Source organism: bacterium (assembly GCA_039961635.1).
Classification (GTDB): domain Bacteria; phylum 4484-113; class 4484-113; order JAGGVC01; family JAGGVC01; genus JABRWB01.
The window spans coordinates 1-22,237 of record JABRWB010000037.1 but is presented as its reverse complement, the minus strand read 5'-3'; the positions used below and the strand labels follow the sequence as shown (position 1 = coordinate 22,237).

The 22,237-nt window shown below is 57.0% G+C and carries 22 protein-coding genes; 16 read left to right on the top strand and 6 right to left on the bottom strand.

Going from position 1 to position 22,237, the window contains the following annotated elements; genetic code table 11:
* The first annotated feature begins 3 nt into the window (after positions 1–3).
* Both HRF49_05695 and HRF49_05690 read left to right on the top strand, forming a co-directional pair.
* Positions 4–1,350, top strand: coding sequence for an oligosaccharide flippase family protein (locus HRF49_05695; GenBank protein ID MEP0814142.1), 1,347 nt, complete (start codon positions 4–6; stop codon positions 1,348–1,350).
* A gap of 12 nt (positions 1,351–1,362) precedes the next feature.
* Positions 1,363–2,760 (top strand): O-antigen ligase family protein, encoded by a 1,398-nt coding sequence (locus HRF49_05690; GenBank protein MEP0814141.1) that lies wholly within the window; start codon positions 1,363–1,365, stop codon positions 2,758–2,760.
* A gap of 16 nt (positions 2,761–2,776) precedes the next feature.
* Here HRF49_05690 and HRF49_05685 read toward each other — a convergent pair whose 3' ends face one another.
* Genes HRF49_05685 through murB form a run of 4 tightly spaced genes read right to left on the bottom strand, consistent with a single transcriptional unit; the run spans position 2,777 to position 7,473 of the window.
* Entirely contained in the window at positions 2,777–3,898 is a 1,122-nt protein-coding gene (locus HRF49_05685; protein MEP0814140.1) for a glycosyltransferase, read from the bottom strand.
* Positions 3,895–5,097 carry a glycosyltransferase family 4 protein gene (locus HRF49_05680; protein MEP0814139.1) on the bottom strand — a complete coding sequence of 401 codons (1,203 nt, stop codon included), beginning with the start codon at positions 5,095–5,097 and terminating at the stop codon, positions 3,895–3,897. The genes HRF49_05685 and HRF49_05680 overlap by 4 nt, the downstream gene beginning before the upstream one ends.
* On the bottom strand, positions 5,090–6,466 hold the full coding sequence (locus HRF49_05675) for a phenylacetate--CoA ligase family protein (protein ID MEP0814138.1): 1,377 nt from the start codon (positions 6,464–6,466) through the stop codon (positions 5,090–5,092). Before HRF49_05675 ends, HRF49_05680 begins: the two co-directional genes overlap by 8 nt.
* 11 nt (positions 6,467–6,477) lie before the next feature.
* A complete protein-coding gene (gene murB / locus HRF49_05670; GenBank protein ID MEP0814137.1) occupies positions 6,478–7,473 on the bottom strand; it encodes a UDP-N-acetylmuramate dehydrogenase in 996 nt (331 codons plus the stop codon).
* A gap of 103 nt (positions 7,474–7,576) precedes the next feature.
* Here murB and HRF49_05665 point away from each other — a divergent pair, with 103 nt between their 5' ends.
* Positions 7,577–8,014 carry an RpiB/LacA/LacB family sugar-phosphate isomerase gene (locus HRF49_05665; protein ID MEP0814136.1) on the top strand — a complete coding sequence of 146 codons (438 nt, stop codon included), beginning with the start codon at positions 7,577–7,579 and terminating at the stop codon, positions 8,012–8,014.
* A 297-nt stretch (positions 8,015–8,311) separates the two neighbouring features.
* On the opposite strand, the gene HRF49_05660 is transcribed toward HRF49_05665, so the two are convergent.
* Positions 8,312–8,521, bottom strand: a complete 210-nt coding sequence (locus HRF49_05660) for a 2-oxoisovalerate dehydrogenase (protein ID MEP0814135.1) — start codon at positions 8,519–8,521, stop codon at positions 8,312–8,314.
* A gap of 100 nt (positions 8,522–8,621) precedes the next feature.
* Here HRF49_05660 and rimO point away from each other — a divergent pair, with 100 nt between their 5' ends.
* The 12 genes from rimO (at position 8,622) to HRF49_05600 (ending at position 19,955) form a co-directional block, all read left to right on the top strand.
* Complete coding sequence (gene rimO / locus HRF49_05655) at positions 8,622–10,034, top strand: 30S ribosomal protein S12 methylthiotransferase RimO (protein MEP0814134.1); 1,413 nt, start codon at positions 8,622–8,624, stop codon at positions 10,032–10,034.
* Positions 10,035–10,085: 51 nt separating this feature from the next.
* Positions 10,086–10,589: a CinA family protein gene (locus tag HRF49_05650; protein MEP0814133.1), complete on the top strand. Its 504-nt coding sequence runs from the start codon at positions 10,086–10,088 to the stop codon at positions 10,587–10,589.
* A gap of 67 nt (positions 10,590–10,656) precedes the next feature.
* The gene (gene recA / locus HRF49_05645) at positions 10,657–11,688 is read left to right on the top strand and encodes a recombinase RecA (protein ID MEP0814132.1); all 1,032 of its coding nucleotides are present in this window, start codon (positions 10,657–10,659) and stop codon (positions 11,686–11,688) included.
* A gap of 45 nt (positions 11,689–11,733) precedes the next feature.
* Positions 11,734–13,275 carry a ribonuclease Y gene (gene rny, locus HRF49_05640; protein MEP0814131.1) on the top strand — a complete coding sequence of 514 codons (1,542 nt, stop codon included), beginning with the start codon at positions 11,734–11,736 and terminating at the stop codon, positions 13,273–13,275.
* A gap of 45 nt (positions 13,276–13,320) precedes the next feature.
* Positions 13,321–14,073 (top strand): YebC/PmpR family DNA-binding transcriptional regulator, encoded by a 753-nt coding sequence (locus HRF49_05635; protein MEP0814130.1) that lies wholly within the window; start codon positions 13,321–13,323, stop codon positions 14,071–14,073.
* Positions 14,073–14,558 (top strand): crossover junction endodeoxyribonuclease RuvC, encoded by a 486-nt coding sequence (ruvC, locus tag HRF49_05630; protein MEP0814129.1) that lies wholly within the window; start codon positions 14,073–14,075, stop codon positions 14,556–14,558. The genes HRF49_05635 and ruvC overlap by 1 nt, the downstream gene beginning before the upstream one ends.
* Positions 14,555–15,172 carry a Holliday junction branch migration protein RuvA gene (locus HRF49_05625; GenBank protein MEP0814128.1) on the top strand — a complete coding sequence of 206 codons (618 nt, stop codon included), beginning with the start codon at positions 14,555–14,557 and terminating at the stop codon, positions 15,170–15,172. The genes ruvC and HRF49_05625 overlap by 4 nt, the downstream gene beginning before the upstream one ends.
* Before the next feature lie 52 nt (positions 15,173–15,224).
* Positions 15,225–16,424, top strand: a complete 1,200-nt coding sequence (locus HRF49_05620; GenBank protein MEP0814127.1) for an amidohydrolase family protein — start codon at positions 15,225–15,227, stop codon at positions 16,422–16,424.
* Between the two features lie 392 nt (positions 16,425–16,816).
* Complete coding sequence (locus HRF49_05615; protein MEP0814126.1) at positions 16,817–17,518, top strand: hypothetical protein; 702 nt, start codon at positions 16,817–16,819, stop codon at positions 17,516–17,518.
* Complete coding sequence (locus HRF49_05610) at positions 17,505–18,602, top strand: hypothetical protein (GenBank protein MEP0814125.1); 1,098 nt, start codon at positions 17,505–17,507, stop codon at positions 18,600–18,602. Before HRF49_05615 ends, HRF49_05610 begins: the two co-directional genes overlap by 14 nt.
* Positions 18,575–19,720 carry a radical SAM protein gene (locus tag HRF49_05605; protein ID MEP0814124.1) on the top strand — a complete coding sequence of 382 codons (1,146 nt, stop codon included), beginning with the start codon at positions 18,575–18,577 and terminating at the stop codon, positions 19,718–19,720. The genes HRF49_05610 and HRF49_05605 overlap by 28 nt, the downstream gene beginning before the upstream one ends.
* Positions 19,713–19,955 (top strand): hypothetical protein, encoded by a 243-nt coding sequence (locus HRF49_05600; protein ID MEP0814123.1) that lies wholly within the window; start codon positions 19,713–19,715, stop codon positions 19,953–19,955. The genes HRF49_05605 and HRF49_05600 overlap by 8 nt, the downstream gene beginning before the upstream one ends.
* On the opposite strand, the gene lexA is transcribed toward HRF49_05600, so the two are convergent.
* On the bottom strand, positions 19,952–20,566 hold the full coding sequence (lexA, locus tag HRF49_05595) for a repressor LexA (protein MEP0814122.1): 615 nt from the start codon (positions 20,564–20,566) through the stop codon (positions 19,952–19,954). The genes HRF49_05600 and lexA overlap by 4 nt on opposite strands.
* A 62-nt stretch (positions 20,567–20,628) precedes the next feature.
* Here lexA and uvrC point away from each other — a divergent pair.
* Positions 20,629–22,237: excinuclease ABC subunit UvrC (gene uvrC, locus HRF49_05590; protein MEP0814121.1), on the top strand; the 1,609-nt coding region annotated here is incomplete at its 3' end.

Genomic DNA, 22,237 nt, shown 5'->3' with positions numbered 1-22,237 from the left:
AAATTGGATTCTAATGCATCAGGCGGCGGCCTTACGCGCGGCGCGGCCGCTTTCATCAGGCAAAGCGGCTTGACTTTCGGTGTAAACACGCTTAATACTTTCTTCAACGCCGTTCAGGGCATAGTCATTGCTCGTGTGCTCGGGCCGTCAGGCAAGGGTACGCTGTATGTAATAATGCAGCTGTCAAAGCTTGTTCTCGAGCTGGGGCATCTTTCCATCGGGCCGAGCAATGCTTATCACGTGGGAGGAAAGAAAATCCCCGCAAGCCGCGCATATGGAGCCTCGTTTTACTTCGCGGTCGCTATCAGTGTGGTAATGGCGTTTGTTGTGGCTGCAATTTTCCCGTTTCTGAAAACGGCGCTTTTTTCCGACACCGATCCGAGGCTTGCGATAGCGGTTTTGGCAATCGTCCCGCTGTCTCTTTTCACGAGCTACATACAGCACATTTCGCTTGGATTGCAGCAGGTTGGAAGATATAACTTGGTCGAGTTTTCGAAGCATTTCACCGAAGTGATGCTGATTGTCGCGTTTTTGCTTTGGCTCCGCATGGGCATACCGGGAGTGATTGTCGGATTGATTATCGGGCGAGTGCTCTCCACCGTTCTTGCAATGGTGTTGCTCGGCAGGAGTGCGAGGATAGAGTTCCGAATTCCCTGGAGCGAAGTGCGCTCGCTGCTATCGTTCGGGTTGCAGACGCACGGAATCCTGATGTTGAGCGTTCTTTCCGGGCCGCTGACAACGTTCATCCTGAAATACAAGACAGACAGCGCCACGGTGGGTGTCTATTCCGTCGCCATTTCGCTTTCGATGTTGATGCTCAAACTTCCGGATTCGGTGGGAACCGTGCTATTCCCTCGCGTGGCTGCGTCGTCGCGGGAGCAAGCTTCGGCGATGAGCTCGCGCGTCTGCAGGAACACGACCTTCGTGACGATTCTTATTTGCATTGCGGGCGCGGTCGCCGGCCCGCCGATGATCCGGCTTCTTTACGGCGAGGAATTCGCCGCCAGCGGCGCGGTGTTCCTATGGCTTCTCCCCGGCGTCGTTCTGTTCGGAATTTACCGGATCCTTTATCGAGATCTGCTGGGGCAGGGCAAGCCGCTGCTTTTGATGTTGTCCTTCGCAAGTTCTATACCCGTGACCGTCGCGCTGACGTGGGTCCTTGCCGGTCCTTACGGAAGCGTCGGGGCGGCAATCGCCACCTGCGTCGGCTACGGCGTCACGGCCTTGATGGCGCTGTTCTTTTATGTCAGGGAATACAGGATTCCAATTGCATCCGTGTTACTTGTAAACAGAGCCGACCTGGCGCTTTACTTCGAAATTTGGCGGGCCGTTGCCAGACGGCGCTTCTGATAAAATCGCCTTGTGATGCGGCCGAACGGCGGCAATTTGAAGGTTGCGGCGGCGCTGGCCTCGGCCGCGATAGGCGGCGTTTTGATTGGATTGTTCGGCCCGGTTTCCCTTGCGTTACCCGCCGCCGCTGCGTTGTTCCTGATGGTATTCAATCCCGTCTGGGGAATGTACGCGATGGTTTTCATCGCGCCGCTTGAACGGATAATCACCGTGGGCGGAATGGGGCTGGTGGCGCCGAGGTTGATTTCGCTCGTTCTGCTTTCCGGGACGGTTATTGATTATCGGCGCGCCTTGACGGCGGTCAACGCTTCGATCGGGGTGCCGTGGATATGGTATTCCGCTTTTCTGGCGTTGTCACTTCCCGGCATCGCCCAGTCCCAGAATATTTCACATTCTCTTTACTACCTAAGGCTTCACATCTGGCTTTTGGCGATTATGTTCCTCGTCGCTCTCGCGGTTCGCTCTGCCGACCATCTCCGAAAGGCGTTTCTCGCCTTTGTGGTCGGCAACGTTGTTCTCGATATGTATATTTTGTTCGTACTCGAGCCGCACAATCTGCTAGCGTTCAAGCGCGTCGGATACAGCGTTCAGAATCCCACTTGGGTGGGCTTCACCGCGATGGTCGGCCTCGTGCTTGCGGTTTATCTTCTCACCTGCTGGAAGCAGCCCGCAATCCGCATCTTGCTTTATTTTTCGATCGCGATTTTGGGATTCACCGTTCTCATCACGCAGTCTCGATCGGTTTGGGCGGCGCTTGTGCTTTTGTTTCTCTGGTATCTCGTCAGGGTGGTGAAATTCAATCTGGTCAAATTGGCATGGATTGCCGCGTCCATCGCGGCGGTTGCGGCCATCTTGGGATTCATTCTCGATCCCACAGGTGTCGTCAACGCGTTCAAGCGCAGGCTGTTCATAACCCAGTCAATTGAGGAACTTGACGTTTTGTACAGAATTGAAAACGTGGTCGCCGCGAAGAATATTATTCTCGACAAGCCGCTCACCGGCGTCGGCCTGGACATGTTCAGGTGGGAAGCGTACAACTATGGCCGGAAACTCCTGCCTCCGATGGAGCTTCCTTTGAATGCGCATAACACCTATCTCGAAATCGGAGCCGATTCGGGCATTCCCGCCCTCGTCGCTTATATAGGTTTCCTTCTTTCCGGGATTTCTACGACGCTTGCGGCGGCGCGCCGAAACAGAGAGCTTTCGCTGGCCGCGGCCGCGATAAATTCCGCGATTGTCGTCCTTATGGTCGTGGCCACGCTTCACGAGGTTTCGGTGCGGCCGGTTGTTCACGTGATACTGGGGCTTGCTTCGGCCACGTGCAAGCTGGGACTTGCAGGAACGGCGGCTGCAGGTGCTTCAGCGGCGGGGGATGCCACGCTTCCTGCCGGCGACGCGTCCGCAACTTGACAAGAGCGCGTACCCGCTAAAGCCGCAATTTTTTTTCCTCAAGGCATTTGCGGTAAAGACTCATCCATTCGGCTTTGAAAACATCGAGGCTGAATTCGGCTTCGATTTTTTTTCTTGCCGCGATACCCAATTCCTTGCGCTCCCGTTCAGGCATGTTCTGCAAAGACAGCATCGCCCTTGCGAGCGAGTCCGGATCACGCGCGGGCACGACCAGACCTGTTTTGTCCTTTTCGATTACGTCGTCCACTCCGCCGATGTCAGTCGCCACAATCGGAAGACCGCATGCAGCGGCCTCGACAAGAACGGACGGCAGGCCCTCCCAAACGGACGAAAGCACGTAAGCGTCCGATGCGTTTAGCAGGTCGGGAATATCGTCGCGGACGCCGAGAAACTTCACCTTGCTCCCGATTTGCAGTTCCGATGCAAGGTAGACCAGCGATTCCCAGAGCTCCCCTTTGCCGGCGAGAAGCAACACCGATTCTGGTTTCTCATTGACGAGCGATTGAAACGCGCGAAAAAGGGTCTTATGGTCCTTCGCTTCCGTCAGTCTCCCGACGGCGATCCATGCGAATTCGTTTGACAGCCCCAGTGCGGCCCGCGTTTTGCCGCGCTTCGATTCGTCCGGGCAAAACCTGTTCGTATCGACGCCGTTCGGCATGTAAACAAGCCTGCCGGGTTTCGCCGCGCCGAGCTTGGAATATTTGTCGCGTCCGAACCGCGATACGTGCGTGGTCATGTCCGCCAGGCCTGCCGTAAGCCGGTACAGCAAATCCCGCTTTTTGCCGCCGTCGTTGTTCGTGCGGATTGAGCAAATAACGACCGGCACGCGATGAAAGGCGCGCGTGACGCGGGCGGCTAGGTTCGCATGAAACATGAACGCATGCAGAATGTCTGGCCGGATTCGCCGCAACAGGCGCGCAAGTCTCCAAGCCACCGCAACGCTGGTAACGCCGCGCTTGACGCCCAGGTTTTCGACCTTGACTCCCGCCTTTTCCAGCTTATCCGAAAACGCTCCCGGTTTGGTCATCGAAATTACCGTTGTTTCGACGCCTTCCGCGGCCATCGCTTCCGCGAGCCGGACGAGCTGCACTTCCGCTCCGCCGTATCCCAGGCCGTTGATAAGGTAGGCGATTTTCATTTTTTCAGGATTCCGCCGGTTTCCTTTCGCGGTAGTTCATCCAACAGCCTGATGAATTCCCTTTCGTGCAGTTCCACCAGGTTTTCGATTGTGTATTTCGAGCGAACGAGCTCCCTCCCGGCTGCGCCCAGTTTCTTTCGCAAATCTGCGTTTTCCGCCAGCTTCAAAATACGAGCGACCATTGAATCCACATCGCCCGTCTTCACAAGGAAGCCCGTTTCGCCGTCGGCTACGGCTCGCGCGGTGTCGCCCACGTCGGTTGCGACGACCGGAAGCCCGCAGGCCATCGCCTCGATAAGCGCGTTGGAAAGTCCTTCGGTGCGAGATGTCTGCAGGAAGATGTCGCTCACCGCCAAATATTCCAATGGATTTGTTTTGTGGCCCGCGATAATGAAATTATTGCGAGCGTTTGAACGTTTTAGGTCAGCCGCAAGTACCCCAAGGTATTTTTTTTCCCGTCCGGATTTTGCGCTTCCAATTAGAACGAAATACACGTCGCCGCGGTTTTTCGCCAACTTATCAGCTGCGCGCAGCATGTCGTGCTGGTTTTTAAGGGGGTCGATTCTTGCAGCCTGGATTACCACAATTGCATTTTCCGGTATCCCAAGCTCGGTTCTTAGATTTAACAGATCGTTTCGCGGCGGCAGATTTTCGACCGCGGAAAAATCGAATCCGTTGGGTACGGTGAAACAGACGCTTTTGTCCACACCGTACCATCTGGCCGCGTAATCGCTGCAATTATAAGAATTCGAAAAAACGGCTTTGTAATTTTTGGCGGCCGCGCGATCGAGCATTCTGTAAAAAAACGATCGGCCAAGCTCTATGCCTCCGAGATTTACCGTGACCGCGACTTCCGGCTTGCTACTCGCGGGAAACGCAAGAACCGCCCATATGCCGGTTGTGTAACCCCATGCATTGATCAGCTTTACATCGTGTTCCGCGGCTGCGCTGCGGATCGCGCGTGCTTGCCCGCGGTCGAATTTCCCGCGGCGGATGTATGAATGCGTATTTACTCCGAATTCGCGAAATGATTTTTCAGTCGGACCGGGCGTGACGATCGTGAGCAGGTGTACTTCCCAGCCGCGGCGGATCAGCCCGCTGCAAAGATAGTAAAGCTGCATCGTTCTCCCCCCGTGCGAGCAAGAGGGATAAACGAAAAGCACCTTGCGCCTGCGCTCTTCAACTTCCGCGCTAGCCAATTATGCCGGCTCCTTTTTCATAATTCGCATATGGTTTCGGTTTTCGCTCATCGCGGTATTGGATTAATTTTCCGTGCGGCGATAGAGCGAGATTTTCCGCTCTGACAATCTCGAATTCGGCTTCCTCCAGGATTTTTCTGGAGCATTCAATAATTTCGGTTCGCGATTTGGAATCGAGATCGCCGCCGCAATACCGCAGTTCGTATTTAAAGTCCGCGATTCTCGCCACTTGGAATTTCCTTATCGCATCGTATTCCTTAAGCAAATGGTTGAAAAACAGCGGCGTCGTCTTGCGTCCAGAAGGCAGCTCCACAAGCTCCGCCCTCCTGCCCACAAGCAGGGGCAGGGCCTGCCCGCTTCTGCCGCATTTGCATTCTGTGAAATTCACCGAGCCGAGGTCCCCGATTTCGTATCTGATCATCGGAGTGGCGGTGTTCATCAGGTCGGTGACAAGCAGCATTCCGGTGTCGCCGTTTGCATCCAGATCCGCGCAGCGTTGGCTTTCGACGATGTACCTGGGATTGACATGCCGCGTGCCGTACTCGCACTCGACCGCAATCGAGCTTGCTTCCCTGCTTCCGTAATGATCCCTGATCGGCGCGCCGAACACCCGCGCGAATTCGGCTCGCAGCCGGTCGGTGAGAACCTCGGCCCCGACCCATGCCGCCTTTACCGTACCGCGAGGGATCGAAATTCCTTCCTCGGCCGCGATCCTGCAGCATTCTTCAAGCAGTCCGGAAAAACCGTATACGGCGCAGCCCGGATTTTTCTTCACCGTCTCCAAAAAGCGAATGTAAACATCCCTCGTGGGACTGAATCCTCCGAATACGGTCAGCGGATCGAGAAACCTCCGCAGGCCCGACTTTTTCGCGGCGAAGATGCCGATGTCCCGGTCGCTCCCCCACAGGCTGAACGTTTTCATCCATGGCCGCCAGCCCACAACGGTCATCGCCTCGTGGGTCGCTCCGCGGTTTTCGTCGTCGTCAAGTTTGCTTCTGAAATGGTAAACGGGCTCGCCGGTGGAACCTCCTGTTCCGCGCTCGAAATAAATCGGATTGCCGTCGTACCTTGTTTTCAACTTCGCGAACAATTCGCGCAGCTTTTCCCTGGTGAGCACCGGCAGCGCGCACAGATCCTCGAAACCGCGAATACCGCCGTCCATTTCAAAGTCGGGTTCAAGCGAGATGCCGCGGCTTTTGAATACGGAGACAAGCTTGAAAAGGCGGGCAAGCGCCTGCCTTTCGTACTCCTGAACGGGAAGCCGCCACATTTTCCTGCACCACTCGCGCCCGCGCGCGTATCCGGGCTGCATGACCGGCGCGGCCGCGTAATATGCCCTTAAAATGAGTTCGTTTAAATTCGGGCGCAATTTATTCCCCCTCAATGTCTCCCGGATGCATCCAAGTAATTCACTTCCCTTGCAAGTTCGATGCCGTATTGCTCCTTCACGCGCGCCTGCGCCAGCTCGATCAACGCGCGTACGTCCGCCGCGGTCGCGCCGCCCAAATTCACGATGAAGTTCGCGTGCAAGCTGCTGATTTGCGCGTTGCCGCGCCTTTCGTTCTTGAGTCCGCAGCGCTCTATGTAATAGCCGGCCGAATACGCGCCCGTCCCGTCTTTCTCCACGAACGGCGCCGCGGCGTCCAGGTCGACTCGCTTGAACACGCTTCCGCAGTTCGGGTAATTCTGCGGAAACCGCGTCGAGCGGATGGTTTTTATTTCGTCCATCCGCGCGCGGATCGCCGCCGCGTCCTTCCCCGGCGTAAGCGCGATGGAAAGCTCGGTTATCAGCCTTTCGGTGCCGGTGAACTCGCTCTCGCGGTATCCCAGGTAAACCGCGTCGCGTGTTTTCGATACGACCGTTCCGTCGCGCTCCACCCAGGTCACATCAATAAGTATGTCGCCGATGGAGCGGCCGTAGCACCCGGCGTTCATATACACGCCGCCGCCCAGGCTGCCCGGCACGTCGCAAAGCTCCTCCATCCCGGATAGCCCGTTTTCGAATGCGAACTCGGTCACGTCGGGCAGCCACACCCCCGCTCCCGCGCGAATGACCGCGCCGTCGCGCTCAAGATACGTCATCTTACGTGTCGTGACGACAAGCCCAGGAAAGCCCGCGTCGTCCACCAGCACGTTCGATCCCCAGCCGAGGCCTATGTAGGGCACGCCGAGCGCCGCGGACGACGCAACTGCGGCCGCAACCTGGTCTGTATCGTACGGATAGGCGACGATCCCCGCCGGCCCGCCGATTTTGAAAGTAGTGAACGGGGCGAGCGGAACGCCGCGTTCGAACTCGACGCCCGCGCGCGCCAGCGCCCCGGCCAGCTCGTCCAGGCCGCGTTGCTTCTTTGACTTTCGCGCTACGTTCGCTTCCAATTCAAATCAATCAGCGATACAAACCGACAAATATTCTACTCCGAGCTGGAATAATGGCCAAACCGGGCTCGCGCCGCCGGTCCGATGGTAAAATTAACTTCCTATGAAAATCTACATCGGCAACGATCACCGCGGTGTCCCGCTAAAGAAGCACGTGATGCAATGGCTGCAGGAACAGGGCCACGAGGTTGTCAACTGCGGCGTGGACACTACCGAAAGCGTGGACTATCCCGACCAGGCCGCGGACGTTGGACGCAAGGTTGCGGCCGATCCCGGCAGCATCGGCATCCTGTTCTGCGGCAGCGGGGTGGGCGTCGCCATCGCTGCGAACAAGATTAAGGGCGTGCGCGCCGCGCCGCTGTGGGACAGGTGGATCGCGGAGTACGCAAAGCGACACAACGACGCGAACGTGATCACGTTCTCGAACGAGCGCCAGTCGCACGACGACGTGATGGAGCTGATCGAAATATTCCTTGGCGCACAGTTCGAAGGCGGCAGGCACGAGGCGCGGGTGGAAAAAATAAAGGGGTTGGAGGAATAGTCCTTCCAATGTCTTCTTAACTCGATACAATCAACCGCATAACGCGCGATGCAATTAATCAGATGTTGATGATTTGTTCAATTAGCGCTTCTTTGCTCATCCCCAAATGTTGTGCTACTTCCCTGATAATACTGGAAAGCGTTTTCGTTTTGATGGGATTATGCGCAGGGACAGTAATTTTATGACCGTTTCGAGCTAGTCAAACATGGCTGCTAGCTTGCCTGATGCGCCTATAACCTAGTCGCTCAAGCGCGGCAATCAGTTTACCGGAAGAGAGATTTCTTGGAAGCTTAATTGCTAGACAGCAATTACTTCGTCACGCACGAAATGCAGCCTGATTGCTCTCGGCATCCCATCATCCTCATCGAAATGGCATTTGACTGCGTCGCGCACCATTTCGTGAAGTTCCTCCAAACTGTCAGCCTGCGTGAAGATGGCTTGGCCGACCGCGCAAGCGGAGTATCCGCCGTCCGGATCCTCTTCCACCATGAATACGATTTCGGTCATCAAATCCTTCATACTGATTATAACCGAAATTGCCGGGGCGGGTGTTGCATTTGGCCACCAAGGATCCGACCGCGGGACAAATGCTATCCTTACCCACCTTATGAACCCGGTACATGTTCAATCCGGCCAGCGACGCGCGCAATCCGCGCAGCCCGCGCGCGTCCGGACGATCGGATTCATCAGCCTCGGTTGCCCAAAGAATCAGCTCGATCTGGAGCTTATGCTCGGCCAGGCCGAGGTCAGCGGCTTCCGCATAACCAACCGTATAGAGGAAGCAGACATCCTCGTAGTCAACACCTGCGCGTTCATCGGCCCCGCGGTCGAGGAAGCCGACCGCAACATCCGCGACGCGGCGCGCTACAAACGCGACGGCCGGTGCAGCCGGCTGATTGTCTCCGGCTGCCTCCCGCAATACATGAAGGACAAAGCGGCCGAGAAGTACCCGTTCGTCGACGCATTCATGACGCCGAACGACGTGATGAAGCTTCCCGAAGTGCTTGAGGAGCTGGAGCACGGCGAGCGGATCACCGTCGGGCAGAGCGTCCCGCTTCCGAGCTTCCTTTACGACGGTGCCGGGCCGCGGATCCGCAGCACCCCGCCGGGGATGGCCTACGTCAAGATCGCCGAGGGCTGCAACCACACCTGCCAATTCTGCTGCATACCTAGCATCCGCGGCAGATTCCGCAGCCGGACGATCGCGAGCATTGCAGGCGAAGTCGAGGCGCTGGTCGCTTCGGGCGTCCGCGAAATCGTGCTTATAAGCCAGGACAGCACGCATTTCGGCAAGGACAGGCGCGCCGACGGCGAGGATTTGCCCGCGCTTTACGCGCGATTGGCCGCGATTCCGGGCGATTTCTGGGTCAGGACGATGTATTTGTACCCAAACAAGGTCACAAACGCCGTTTTAGCGCAGGTTGCGGCCAATCCCGAGCGGCTTTTGCCATATTTTGACATCCCGATACAGCATGTCAGCGACGATATTTTGCGCGCCATGCGCCGGATCGGCGACAAGCGTGCTATAATCGGTTGTCTTTCGACGATTCGCCGGGAAGTTCCCGGCGCGATTATACGTACAAACCTGGTTGTGGGTTATCCGGGTGAAACCGAAGCGCATTTCCGCGAACTTTTGGAGTTCGTCAAGGAAGGCTTCATCGATCGTTTAGGGGTGTTCCCCTTCTCGAATCATCCCGGCATTCCTGCGTACCAGGAGAACGAAGCTATCTCCGAGGAGGAGAAGCAAGCGCGGCGTAACCTTCTGATGCAGGCGCAGCAGGAGGTTGCTAGGCTGAAGAACGAGCAACTGGTCGGTCAAACGTCCAGGATATTGATCTATGAGCGAAGGAAGGTCGACGGGAAGGGCTATGTGTACCTCGGCAGGAGCTATCGTGACGCGCACGAAATCGACGGCGTCACTTACGTGCATTCGCGGGAGCGAAGGCCCACCGGGGAATTTGCGCTTGTGCGCATAACCAAAGCGCATCCTTACGATCTTGAAGCGGCGTTCATAGGCTGAACTCGTCGGCCCGGCGGCCCGCGGTCTTTTCCTCTCCGGAAAAGGAGTGAAATGAACGAGGTTGCCGAACTCGCGGCCAGGCTTCATAAGATCCTGACCGGTACGGGCGCGACGCTTGCGGTTGCCGAATCCTGCACGGGCGGGAAAATCGCGGCCGCAATCACATCCGTTCCGGGTTCCAGCGCCTATTTCAAGGGCGGCGTCGTCGCGTACGCGAATGAAGCAAAAACGGCCCTGCTTGAAGTTGATCCCGAGTTGATCGAGCGAAACGGCGCGGTTGACGCGGCTGTCGCGGAGCAGATGGCCCAGGGAGCGCGAAAGGCGTTCGGTGCTTCGTTCGCGGTGGCGACCACCGGCATTGCCGGTCCGGACGGAGGCACCGAGGAAAAGCCCGTCGGACTCGTTTACATTGCAACGGCTTGTCCGCGCGGCGCGGATTCCCGCCGATTCGTTTTTGCAGGTGATCGCAACCAAGTGCGGATTCAGGCCGCAAAAAAGGCGCTCGAAATGCTGCTGGAGGGTTTCCAGTCGGCTGCGGGCGCTGCAAAAACCTGAATTAGCATCGGATTTGCTGGTGTTTTTCGTGCAGTTGAATTAATCGTTCGTACGCAAGGAGATAGGAATGAGTTCGAAAGCTGACAAGGACAAGGCGCTTGAAGCTGCGAAAGCCCAGATCGAGCGGCAGTTCGGAAAAGGTTCGATAATGCAGCTCGGCGAAAAGCCGATCGTGCGGACCGCGGTCATTTCCACGGGCAGCCTTGCGCTGGATCTCGCTCTTGGAGTGGGCGGATTGCCGCGCGGAAGAATCGTGGAGATTTACGGGCCGGAGGCGGGAGGCAAAACCACGCTTGCGCTTCATTGCATCGCGGAGGCGCAAAAGCTGGGCGGCCGCGCCGCGATTATCGACGCGGAGCACGCTGTCGATCCCGAATACGCGGCAAGGCTGGGCGTGAACATTGACGAGCTGCTGATTTCACAGCCGGATACCGGAGAGCAGGCGCTCGAGATTTGCGAGATGCTGGTGCGAAGCGGCGCGATAGACGTTATCGCAGTGGACAGCGTCGCCGCTCTCGTCCCGAAGGCGGAAATCGAGGGCGAGATGGGAGACGCGCACATGGGGCTCCAGGCGCGCCTGATGAGCCAGGCGCTTCGCAAGTTGACCGCGATCGTCCATAAGTCCAACACGATTCTGATTTTCATCAATCAGGTACGTGAGAAAATAGGAATCGTCTTCGGCAATCCCGAGACCACGCCCGGCGGGCGCGCTCTTAAATTCTACTCTTCCGTGCGGATCGAAGTGCGGCGGGTGGACAGCGTAAAGGTCGGCAACGAGGTTATAGGCAATATCGTCGAAGGCAAGATCGCAAAAAACAAGGTCGCGCCGCCGTTCAAGCGCGCGCGGTTCGACATTATTTTCGGTCAGGGGATTTCGCGTACCGGGGATTTGCTGGATTTGGCCGTGGAAATGGGTGTCGTTACGAAGAGCGGCTCCTGGTACAACTACGGCGACGAGAAGCTCGGCCAAGGAAGGGAAAACGCGAAGCAGGTGCTTGCGGACGATCCCAAGCTCTTCGCCGAAATCCGCGGCAAAATCCTGGAAAAGGCCGGCATCGAGATCGTCACCGAAGCCGGCGCGACCGAGGCGGAAGCCTGACCGGGGAAATGAACGTGATCAATCATTCAAGACAGGCGGTGTGTTATGCCAGGTGTACTGATAGGCGCCTTGAGCCTTTTGGGGTTCATAATAGGCGCGGCGATCGGGCACTTCCTGACTTGTCCCGTCCTAAACCGCCGAAGAGCGGAAAAGATTCTTGGAGAAGCTACCGAGAAAGCGAAGATGGAGCTCGAAAGGGCATCCGCAGAAGCCAAGAAACGCATAGCGGACGGGAAGGAAGAAGCCCAGAGGATAGTTCAGCAGGCGCAACGGGAAGCCAAAGACCTGGAGCGCGAAATAAAGAACAAGGAAAAGTCGCTCTACCGCCAGGAAGAACGACTTCAGAAAAATTTGGATCGGCTGGAGCGCAAGCTTCAGCAGGCCGACAAGACGCTTGAGGATGCCGAAGCGAAGGATCGCGAAGCGGAAGCGCGGCGGTCCGAAGTCGAAGGCCTTTTGGAAAAAATCGCGGGAATGAGCAAGGACGAAGCCCAGAGCATCGTTCTCGCCAAGGCGCGCGAGCAGTCGGAATACGAAATCGCCAAGATGACGCGCGAACTCGAGGAGGAGGCGCGGCAGAACGCGGCGGCGCGCGCGCGCCAGCTTATCGTCGAAGCCATGCAGCGTACGACGGTAGACCATTACAGCGAAGCGATCATTTCCACTATCACGCTCAAGAACGACGAAATGAAAGGCAGGATAATCGGGCGCGAGGGCAGGAACATCCGCTCTATCGAGGCCGCGACCGGAGTGGACGTGATTATCGATGATACTCCGGGCGTTGTCGTGCTTTCCTGTTTCGATCCCGTGAGGCGCGAAATCGCGCGCCTATCCTTGGAGCGTCTCGTTACCGACGGCCGAATCCACCCGGCCAAAGTGGAAGAAATCGTTGAAAAAGTGCAGCAAGAGGTGGAGGAGATAGTTTGGCAGGCCGGTCAGGAAGCGTGCTTTCAGACTGGAATCAGCGGCGTCCATCCGGAAATAATCAAGCTTCTCGGAAAGCTCAAATTCCGCACCAGTTACGGCCAAAACGTGTTAAAACACTCGGTGGAAGTCGCGCACCTATCCGGGCTGATCGCTGCCGAGCTTGGTATCAAGCCGAAATACGCGAAGCGCGGCGGTTTGTTGCACGATATCGGCAAGGCGATAGTCGCGGAGCAGGAAGGAAGCCACCCGGCCGCGGGCATGGAATTTGCACGCAAATACAATGAAAATCCGATCGTGTGCAACGTGATAGGCGCGCATCATGGCGACATCGAGATGACGCTGGAGGCGGCGATCGTTCAGGTTGCCGACGCATTGTCCGCGTCGCGGCCCGGCGCGCGCGGCGAGGCGCTGCAAAGTTATATTCAGCGCCTGACCAAGCTGGAGGAGGTTGCGAGCAAGTTCACGGGCGTGGACAAAGCGTTCGCGATCCAGGCGGGACGGGAGCTTCGGGTGCTTGTCAAGCCCGATGTGGTGGACGACGTGCTTGCCTGGGATCTCTGCCGCAAGATATCGCGGCAAATCGAGCAGGAGCTCGAATACCCCGGGATGATCAAGGTGACGCTGATCCGCGAGGTGCGCGAGGTGGAATACGCGCGCTAGCGACACGCGGAATCCGCGGTAGAATCGGTTGGATGGTGTAAGGGTATGAGCGGTCACAACAAATGGTCAAGCATCAAACATCGCAAGGGCGCGCAGGACGCAAAACGCGGTGCGCTCTTCAGCAAAATCATCCGCGACATCGTCGTGGCGGTGCGTGAAGGCGGCGCGAACGAGGAGAACAACGCCGCGCTCAAGACGATGCTGGAAAAGGCGCGCGCCGCCAATATGCCCAAGGATACGGTCGAGCGCGCGATTGCCCGCGGCTCCGGCGGCGCGGGCGGCACGAAGTACGAAACGATTATTTTCGAAGGGTACGGCCCGGGAGGCGTCGCGGTGATCGTCGAGGCGCTTACGGATAACCGCAATCGCGCGGTATCCGATATTCGTCACGCGTTTTCAAAGTCGGGAGGAAACCTGGGAGAAACGGGATGCGTTTCCTGGATGTTCGAGCGCAAGGGGCGATTCGAAATACCGGCCGAAGGTTTCGACGAAGACTCGATTATGGAACTAGTTCTCGAATCCCCCGCCGACGACTATTCTCTGGAAGGCGATGTTTACGTCGTAACCAGCAAGCCGGAGTGCTTCGGCGCTGCGCGCCAGTTTTTCGAAAGCAAGGAAATCGAGTTGAACGCCGCCGATCTCGTACTTGTGCCCAAAAGTACGGTTCCCATCAGCGACGAGAAAACGGCGTCGCAGTTGCTCAGGCTGATGGATTCGCTCGAAGACCTGGACGATGTTCAAAGCGTTTCGGCCAACTGGGAGATGGACGACGAAATCTTGGAGAAGGCGGCCGGATAGTGCGCGTCCTCGGCATCGACCCTGGTTATCACAGGATGGGGCTTGCCGTAGTGGACTACGCGGGAAGCACGGTGTCGCTTGCGTACAGCGCGCTTGAAGAAACAAATCCTGAATGCGATTTCGCCGAGCGGCTGGCCTTGATACATGAATGCGTCCGCCAGGCAATAGTTGATTATTTCCCGGAAGCGGTCGCGGTCGAGGAAATTTATTTCTCAAGAAACGTTAAAACCGCAATCGGCGTCGCGCAGGCGCGCGGCGTGATTTTGCTCGCGGCCGCGCAGGCCGGACTTCCGGTGTTCGAATACAAGCCCGTCGCGGTCAAGCAGGCGATAACGTCCAACGGCCAGGCGGACAAGTCGCAGGTCGCGTTCATGGTCGCGCGTCTTACAGGTCTCGACGTGAAAAAATTGGCAGACGACGAAATAGACGCGGTCGCGGTCGCGCTGTGCCACGCGTTCAAGCGCCGCGAAAGGGTGACGGCATGATTTCGCATCTGGACGGAGTCGTGATTTCCGTTGACCGCGCCGGCCGTTTGGAGCTGGAAGTCGGCCCGGTTTGTTTCGAGCTTGCGGCCGCGCCGGGATGCGACGCGCATTTTTCGGCGGGGGACAGCGTGCGCGTATACACGCACCTTGCGATTACGGCGGAAAAACTCGCGTTTTACGGATTCGCGACCGCGGAGGAACGCGACCTTTTCAGGCTGCTCCTGACCGCGAGCGGCGTAGGGCCTAAGATCGCGCTTTCACTCGTTTCGCTTTCCGCGCCCGCGGTCGCGCGCGCGATCGCGACCGGCGAATCGCGGCTTCTCACCGCGGCGCCCGGCGTCGGGGCGAAACTCGCGGAAAAAATAATCGTCGAACTGCGCGACAAAATCGGCGAGCTCGCCGCGCTCACCGAGCCGCCGCGCAAGGGCAGGGAGCAGGCCCCGTCCGCAGAGGCGGCCGACGGCGCTTTTAAAACCGCGGTCGCCGCGCTTTTGCAGCTCGGATTCCCCAACCGCGCGGCGCTGAAAGCCGTATCCGAAGCGGAGGACGAAGTCGGCGCGGGCGCGGATGCGGCGGAGCTGATCAAGGCCGCGCTGCGGCGCGTGCGCGCCTGACCGGGCGCGTCCGGCTCGCCGTGATATAATTAAAAATCCGCCAATCGCCGGCATGGGAACCATCGTTCGGGCCAAGTCTGTGCTTTCCGACAGCCGCACGCTCCTGCGCGGCAAGTCCGTGCGCGTGAGCAGGGGCAGGATTTCCGAAATCGGCGATTTCAACGCGCTCGTTTCCCGCAATTCCGGCGACCGCGTGCTGGATTTTCCGAACGCGGCGGTGCTTCCCGGCTTCATCAACTCGCACTGTCATCTTGAACTGGACTGGTGCAAGGGCAGGATCGGCTACAACGGCAATTTCATCGACTGGCTTCAGTCCATCCGCGATATCAAATTCGGCCCCAATCCTCCCGTTCCCGACCCGTTTCCATCCATACGCGAGATGTTTTCTACAGGCACTACCACGCTCGTGGATCATTACACGATGGACGTGCCGATCGCGCGCGTCCGCGCCACCGGCCTTCGTTATTTCCCGATGCGGGAAATGTTCGAGTTCAACAACCACGAGCCGGACATAAAAAAGCTCGCCGCGCACACCGCGTACAGCTTCGCGGTGCACGCGCCCTACACCGCGTCCAAGGAAATCGCGCTAGCATGCAAAAGCCTCGCGGATTCCTGGCGGCGGCCGATATCGACGCACCTGTCGGAGATGCGCGCCGAAATAGAGTTTATCCGCACCGGCAACGAGGACATCGAGCGCCTGCTCAAAAAAGGCGACGCGCACGATCCCCACTGGCAGGGCGCGGGGATGACGCCGGTCGAATATTACTACCGGCTCGGAATGCTGGGTCGGCGCACCTACGGGATTCATTTGAATTACTGGGAAGAAAACGACCTTTACTACCTTGCGAAAAGCGGGCTGACTCCGGTCTACTGCCCCAAGAGCCACCGCTACTTCCGGCATCCGAAGCATCCCGTCGAGACGTATATGCGCGCGGGATTGTGCGTCGCGCTCGGCACCGACTCGTACGCGTCGAACGACAGGCTTTCGGTGCTGCACGAGGCTCGGCTGGTGCTTGAAACGTTCCCGGATATGCCGCTGGCCGCGTTGTTCGACATGATTACGATCAACGGCCTGCGTCCGCTCGGGCTGCACCACGACCTCGGCCGCGTGCGCCTCGGATGCATCGGCGACCTGACAGTCTGGCCCGGCGTCGCGGGCGAAAGCGCGGACGAAGTGATCCGCGAGATCGTGACGGGCCACGAAACCTGCGCCGCGACGATGGTAGCGGGGCGGGTTGTGCATACGGACTAGCGGCTTTGCTTTAAGGAGTGCGCAGGCCATGCCTGCGCTTTGTTTCATTAGGTAAAGCACTCCGCAATATTTCCCCACTGCATATACTGCCGATCTCCAGATTGGCGAATCCCCCTTAAAGGGCGCAATTTCGGACAGGTTTTTGCTTGCGATGCAACAAAATCCTCCAGCGCAAGTCTAAAGATTGTCGTTAAATTGGAGTCTCGCGGCCTTGTGAAAACTGGAGCTTGGCGTGAATAAAGGAAAAATAATCAGGTAATTTTGCTCCTGAATGCCAACATATGACATCCGATTTTTTTTTTTTGTCGTAAGTGGCTTTTTCGCTTGACAAGCACCTCGGTTCCGGGTATAATGGCAATCGGTTGGAAAGGCCAAAGGAGTGTGCTGGGTATATGCTTCTTGGAAAAAGGCAGTTGAAACTGAGTCACAGTGTCAACCTTGTCTTTGTTTTTCTGCTACTTCTAGTGCAGGTAGTAATGGTGCAAGATGCGCCCGCGAATTCGACCGAGATTTCCGGACAACGCTATTCACAATTCTGGTCGAATACTTGCTGTCGGGCCTTGTATGGATATGGCATTAAATCCGACCTTAGTGCCATCTATGAGTTTCTCACCGATGTCGAGCAATATGATTCTACATTAGCCAATCCTATGAAGAGGATGGAGCCAGTTCCGACAGCAGGTGCAAGCCGATGGGACTATGCTTCTGCTGATGCGATTAATTCTAGAGATTATTGCACGGATTTTGTTGGGGCATTAATTTTGCTTCGGTTCTGCTCGTTTTCCCAAGCATTAGATTTGCTTAGGGGCAACCATGAATTGCAATCGGAATTCGATTTGCTATGGAGAAAATATTCGGGACCGGCGATTTGCCTGATGGAGGATCAAGGTTCACTGCTGGAGGATTGGCCAAATACAGTCAGTTTCTTAGAGGCTGATTCGACTGGTGTTGCGATCAACATTCTAAGGATTGAATTCTCGGAAACATACTCATCAAGCAGGGATTTTGTGCAGGATAATCCGATCTACCGGCCGTATCATAGCTGGTTTGGTATTAATGTTAACAGCTTAGAAGGAGAGGATGATGGCAAGTGAAATGGCTTTGGAAGACCGCAATTTGGACTTCCCCAATGCTGTGGTGAAGATGGCTGTTGCAATAGCGCTTTCGGATCGCATCATGCAGATTGTGGAAAATTGCAGAAGCAAATATCCGCAGCCGCATAAAATAGAAGATGTCACGACAAGAGGTGGCAACATTTCTCCTGAAGGCATCCCCATGTGTCCTGGTCCAAGTCCATATACGTGTGTTTCCAGTTTTACCTGTGATTCATCGCAGCCCCTTTTTGTGTGCAATGACCAATCGTTTAGGTGTTTGGATGTTTACGGAGGATGCACTGGGGTAAACTACGAATGTGCATCGGCACCGGAACCGACTTGTTACGAAAATTACGATTTTTCTTGCGATGAACAGGAAAACTTCCGGTGTGAAGCTGACGTTTTTAAATGCTACGCATCTCAAGATACAAACAAGTTTGAGTGCGAAGGCGAAAATGGCACTTATTTTGACTGCGACGATGGCAGCAAGTACGATTTCGCGTGCGGGGAATTGCCCGGTGGCTATCCCGGAACTCGTTTTGATTGCAATGACGACACAGAAGACAGTTTCGACTGTTCGGAGAAGCACATATTCAATTGCAACAATTTGTTTACTTGCAAAGGTGGCCATGACTGCACCGGCGGCGACACATCCTGTTCTCAGACTTGGGATCCAGAGGGATTACCGGATGACCCCGGTCCGGGTGTGTTTTCATGCATGTGGCAGTTTCACTGCAGTGCGGAGGATGAGCAGGCTACGCATTTTTTATGTACAACGCACTCTATGTTTTCTTGTGGGAAGGCAGGTGCAACTTCCCCAAGCTTTACTTGCAGGAATGCGGAAGGTCAGGACACCTTTAATTGCGGGAACAACGGGACTAAGTTCCATTGCGCGGACAACGCATACCATTGCGGCAAATGCGCAGGATCGGGTCCTCCGTATCTTGTGTACGAAATTTTCGCCTGCGACATTGACGATCACAAGTTCGAGTGCGACGAAGACCATCCGGAAGGATTTGACTGCGAGAGGTACGATTGCGGAAACGAAACACATGTGTGTTCAGTGGTGATGTACCACTTATAGCCATAGTTCGAGGCCATGTTGTGAATTCCTTTGACACCTTCATCAATAAGCGCATGATGCCACCCGTCATGCACTTGGACATGATCATGACGACCAAGTGCAACCTGTATTGCACCTACTGCTTCATGGAAAAGAAGCAACCCAGATCCATGTCTCCGGATGTGTTGGAGCGCGCTGTTGCGTTTCACAGCGAGTATTGCCGTCATTTGAATCCGCAGGTTACATATATAGGCGGCGAGCCACTAATTGAGATAGGCCTGATTGAGCATGCAACGGCGCTGTACAGGGGAATATGCTCGAAGCAAGGAAAAACTCCAGGCTTTTCGCTGACGACGAACGGAACGCTGCTTGACCAGACCATGGCCGAGCGCCTGGCAGGTATGCAAATTAAATATCTGCTTTCCATTGACGGTTCCGAGCATTCGCATAATAAATACCGACATTTTGCCGACGGCGCACCGACATGGAAATTGATAACGTCACGGCTTCCAGAGTTGAAGCGCTATCAACCATGGCAAGGAGCGCGTGTTACGGTTAATCCCGACACTGTTTGCGATTTGGCCGAGGGTGTGAAATGTCTTTTCGAGTGCGGCGTTAACCAGTTTATCATAGGCGCGGCGACGGGGGTTGAGTGGAAAGACGAGGAAATAACGGCCTATGAAGAGCAAATGTTAAAGGTTGCCCAATATCACAACGAAATGAAGGCGAAAAAGGCGCCCATCCGGCTGACCATTTTCGAGTACGACACCGAAAAGCCTCAGGATCGCAAAAGGGGCCAATGGGGTTGCGGCGCGGGCAGGGGAAGGCTTTCAGTTGATCCGGCAGGCACGATTACTGGATGTGCCAAGATTCAGGGCTGCAACAACGGCAACGGCATTTTCGTATTAGGCAATATCTTCGAAGGCATAACAAACTTGCGCGAACGGTACGCACTCAACTGGGATAACCTTCAATTGAGATCAAAATGCAGGGATTGCGACATTGCGGACCGTTGCTCCAGTGGGTGTCCGGCAGTCAACTTCACAGAGACGGGTAATCCGTTCATTCCGAGCGATCATAATTCCAAGTTTACCCGGATTTATCACCGGCTGGAGGAAGTTCTGAATGCATGTGCCTGAGAAACCAGAATCGATAAATGGACGATTCGATCTTGACGAGGAAACAATCGAGTTGGCGGTTCAGATTGCGGTCGCCCGGATGGAAGCAGAACGCCAGTTCCGGGAGTTTGTTTCGGACCCGATCAAGGCGAAGTCGCTTGCCGAGTACGTCAGGATGCAGGCTCGGATTTATAGGCGGAAAATGCAGGAAGCCGAAAAGCCCGCGGGAGCAAATTCAGAAAATTGCCCCTGCTAATACTGTCTGAACAGCGCGTGGAGCTTGCCGAGGACGCGCAGCTCCTTTTCCTTGAGCTCCCGGTCGCGGTACTTGGGGTTGTGCGAGCGCAGGATGACCTTGCCCTCTTTATATATCACCTGCTTGAGCGTCGCTTCGTCTTCGATAAGGCACGCGGCGATTTCGCCGGAGAGCACCTTGGGCTGCTTGCGGATGACGACCGTGTCCCCGTCGAAGATGCCCGCGCCCATCATCGAGTCCCCCTTCACCTGCAGGGCGAAGAACTCCCCCCCCTCCGGAAGGCTCGTCGGGTAGTTGAGCGTTCCCAGCACGTTGTCGTCCGCGAAGATGGCCTCGCCCGCGGCGATCGCGCCGTACAGCGGCACGGCGCCGCGCCCGATCCGGCCAAGCGCGACGTCTGCCTTGTCTGTCAAGAGGATGCCGCGGCTGCGCATCTTGTCCCGCACCAAGTATCCTTTTTTTTCCAGCGCCAAAACGTGGTCGTAAGCGCCTTTCACGCTGCACTGGTATGCGCCCGCGATGTCGCGGATGGTGGGGGGGTAGCCCTCGTCGTCTATGAATTCGGCGACGATTTCGAGTATCACTTTCTGGTTGTCGGTGATTTCTTTCATGACAAACGCTCGTATAGCACACATCCGTCACATTGTCAAGCGCCGGCGGGTATAATGCCGCCGTGGGACGTTTCCGAGAGTGGCCGCCCGAAATTCTGGAGAAGGTGCGCAGCCTTCCCGACGCGCCCGGCGTGTACCGGATGCGGGACAAGCGCGGCCGCATACTTTACATCGGAAAGGCGCTCTCGCTGCGCGACCGCGTGTCGTCCTATTTCAACAAATCGCCCAAGCACGGGCCGAATATCGAGTACATGCTCGGGCGCCTGGAAGACTTCGACGTGATGCTGACGCGTACCGAAAACGAAGCATTCATCCTCGAAGCGAGCCTCATCAAGCAGTTCCAGCCGAAATACAACATCCTGTTGAAGGACGACAAGGAATACCCGTATATAAAAATCACGACGAACGAGCCGTATCCGCGCCTGCTCGTCACGCGCAGCGTCGCCGACGACGGCAGCCGGTATTTCGGGCCGTACACCAGCGTCAACGCGATGCGGATGGCGCTTCGGTTCATATCGAACCTGTTCAACCTGCGAACCTGCTCCCTTGACCTCGACGGCAAGAAGTTCATCCCCAAGCCCTGCCTTGACTACCACCTCAAGCTCTGCAGCGGCCCTTGCGCCGACCTGATAAACCGTGACGACTACGGCGGCTTAGTCCGCCAGGCGATCAAGTTTTTCTCCGGCAGCGAATCCGAAGTCCAGTCCGAGATCGAGCGGATGATGTACGAAGCCAGCGAAGCCCGCCGCTACGAAGCCGCCGCCCGGTTCCGCGACGTCCTCTATGCCGTGAAGCGCACCCGCGACCGCCACCGGCTCTGGGGCCGCCCGGACGACTTCTTCGACGCGCTCGGCTATGCCTATTCCGAAAAAACCGCCGTCGTGATGGTGTTGCCCGTCCGCGGCGGCCGCGTCTTGGGCGAGCTAGAATTCAAGATGGAGAACGAGCTGGAGGAGGAGCCCGGCGTCATCCTCGCCAGCTTCATCCAGCAGTATTACTCCAACCGCGAGCACATCCAGCCGGAGATCCTGCTGCCGCTCGAAATCCCCGCCGCGCCCGCCGCCGCCGAATGGCTGACCTCCCTCCTCGGCCGAAGCGTCCATCTGAAAGTCCCGCGGCGCGGCCCCCGTGCGGATCTCGTGCGGATGGTGATGGAAAACGCCGCCGAGCGCCTTAAATCCCGGCTGCTGCGCGCCCCCGGCGAGTTCGTGATCACCCCCGGCGTCTCCCGCGTCAAGGAGCTTCTCTCGCTTCCGTTCTATCCACGCCGCATCGAGGGTTACGACATCAGCCACCATCGCGGCAAGGAGACCGTCGGCAGCATGGTCGTATTCACGGACGGCTCGCCAGACAACCGCGCCTACCGCAGCTTCACGATCCGCGGCAAGACCGCCGGCGACGACCTGAAGGCGCTCTCCGAAGTGCTGCGCCGCCGCCTCCTGCGGTTTCTCTCCGACGACAAGTGGCATTTCCCCGATACGCTTTTGCTGATTGACGGCGGGCGCACCCAGCTTGACGCTGCGCTGGCCGTCGTCCGCGAGCTCAAGCTAGAATATCCCGCGGGGCTGCGCCACGACGGCGCAAGCTTCGAGAACGGGGACGGCGGCGCTCCGGCCGGGCCGGATGAAACAAAGGCCGCGGATTCCGAAGATTTGGATTCAGCGGATACCG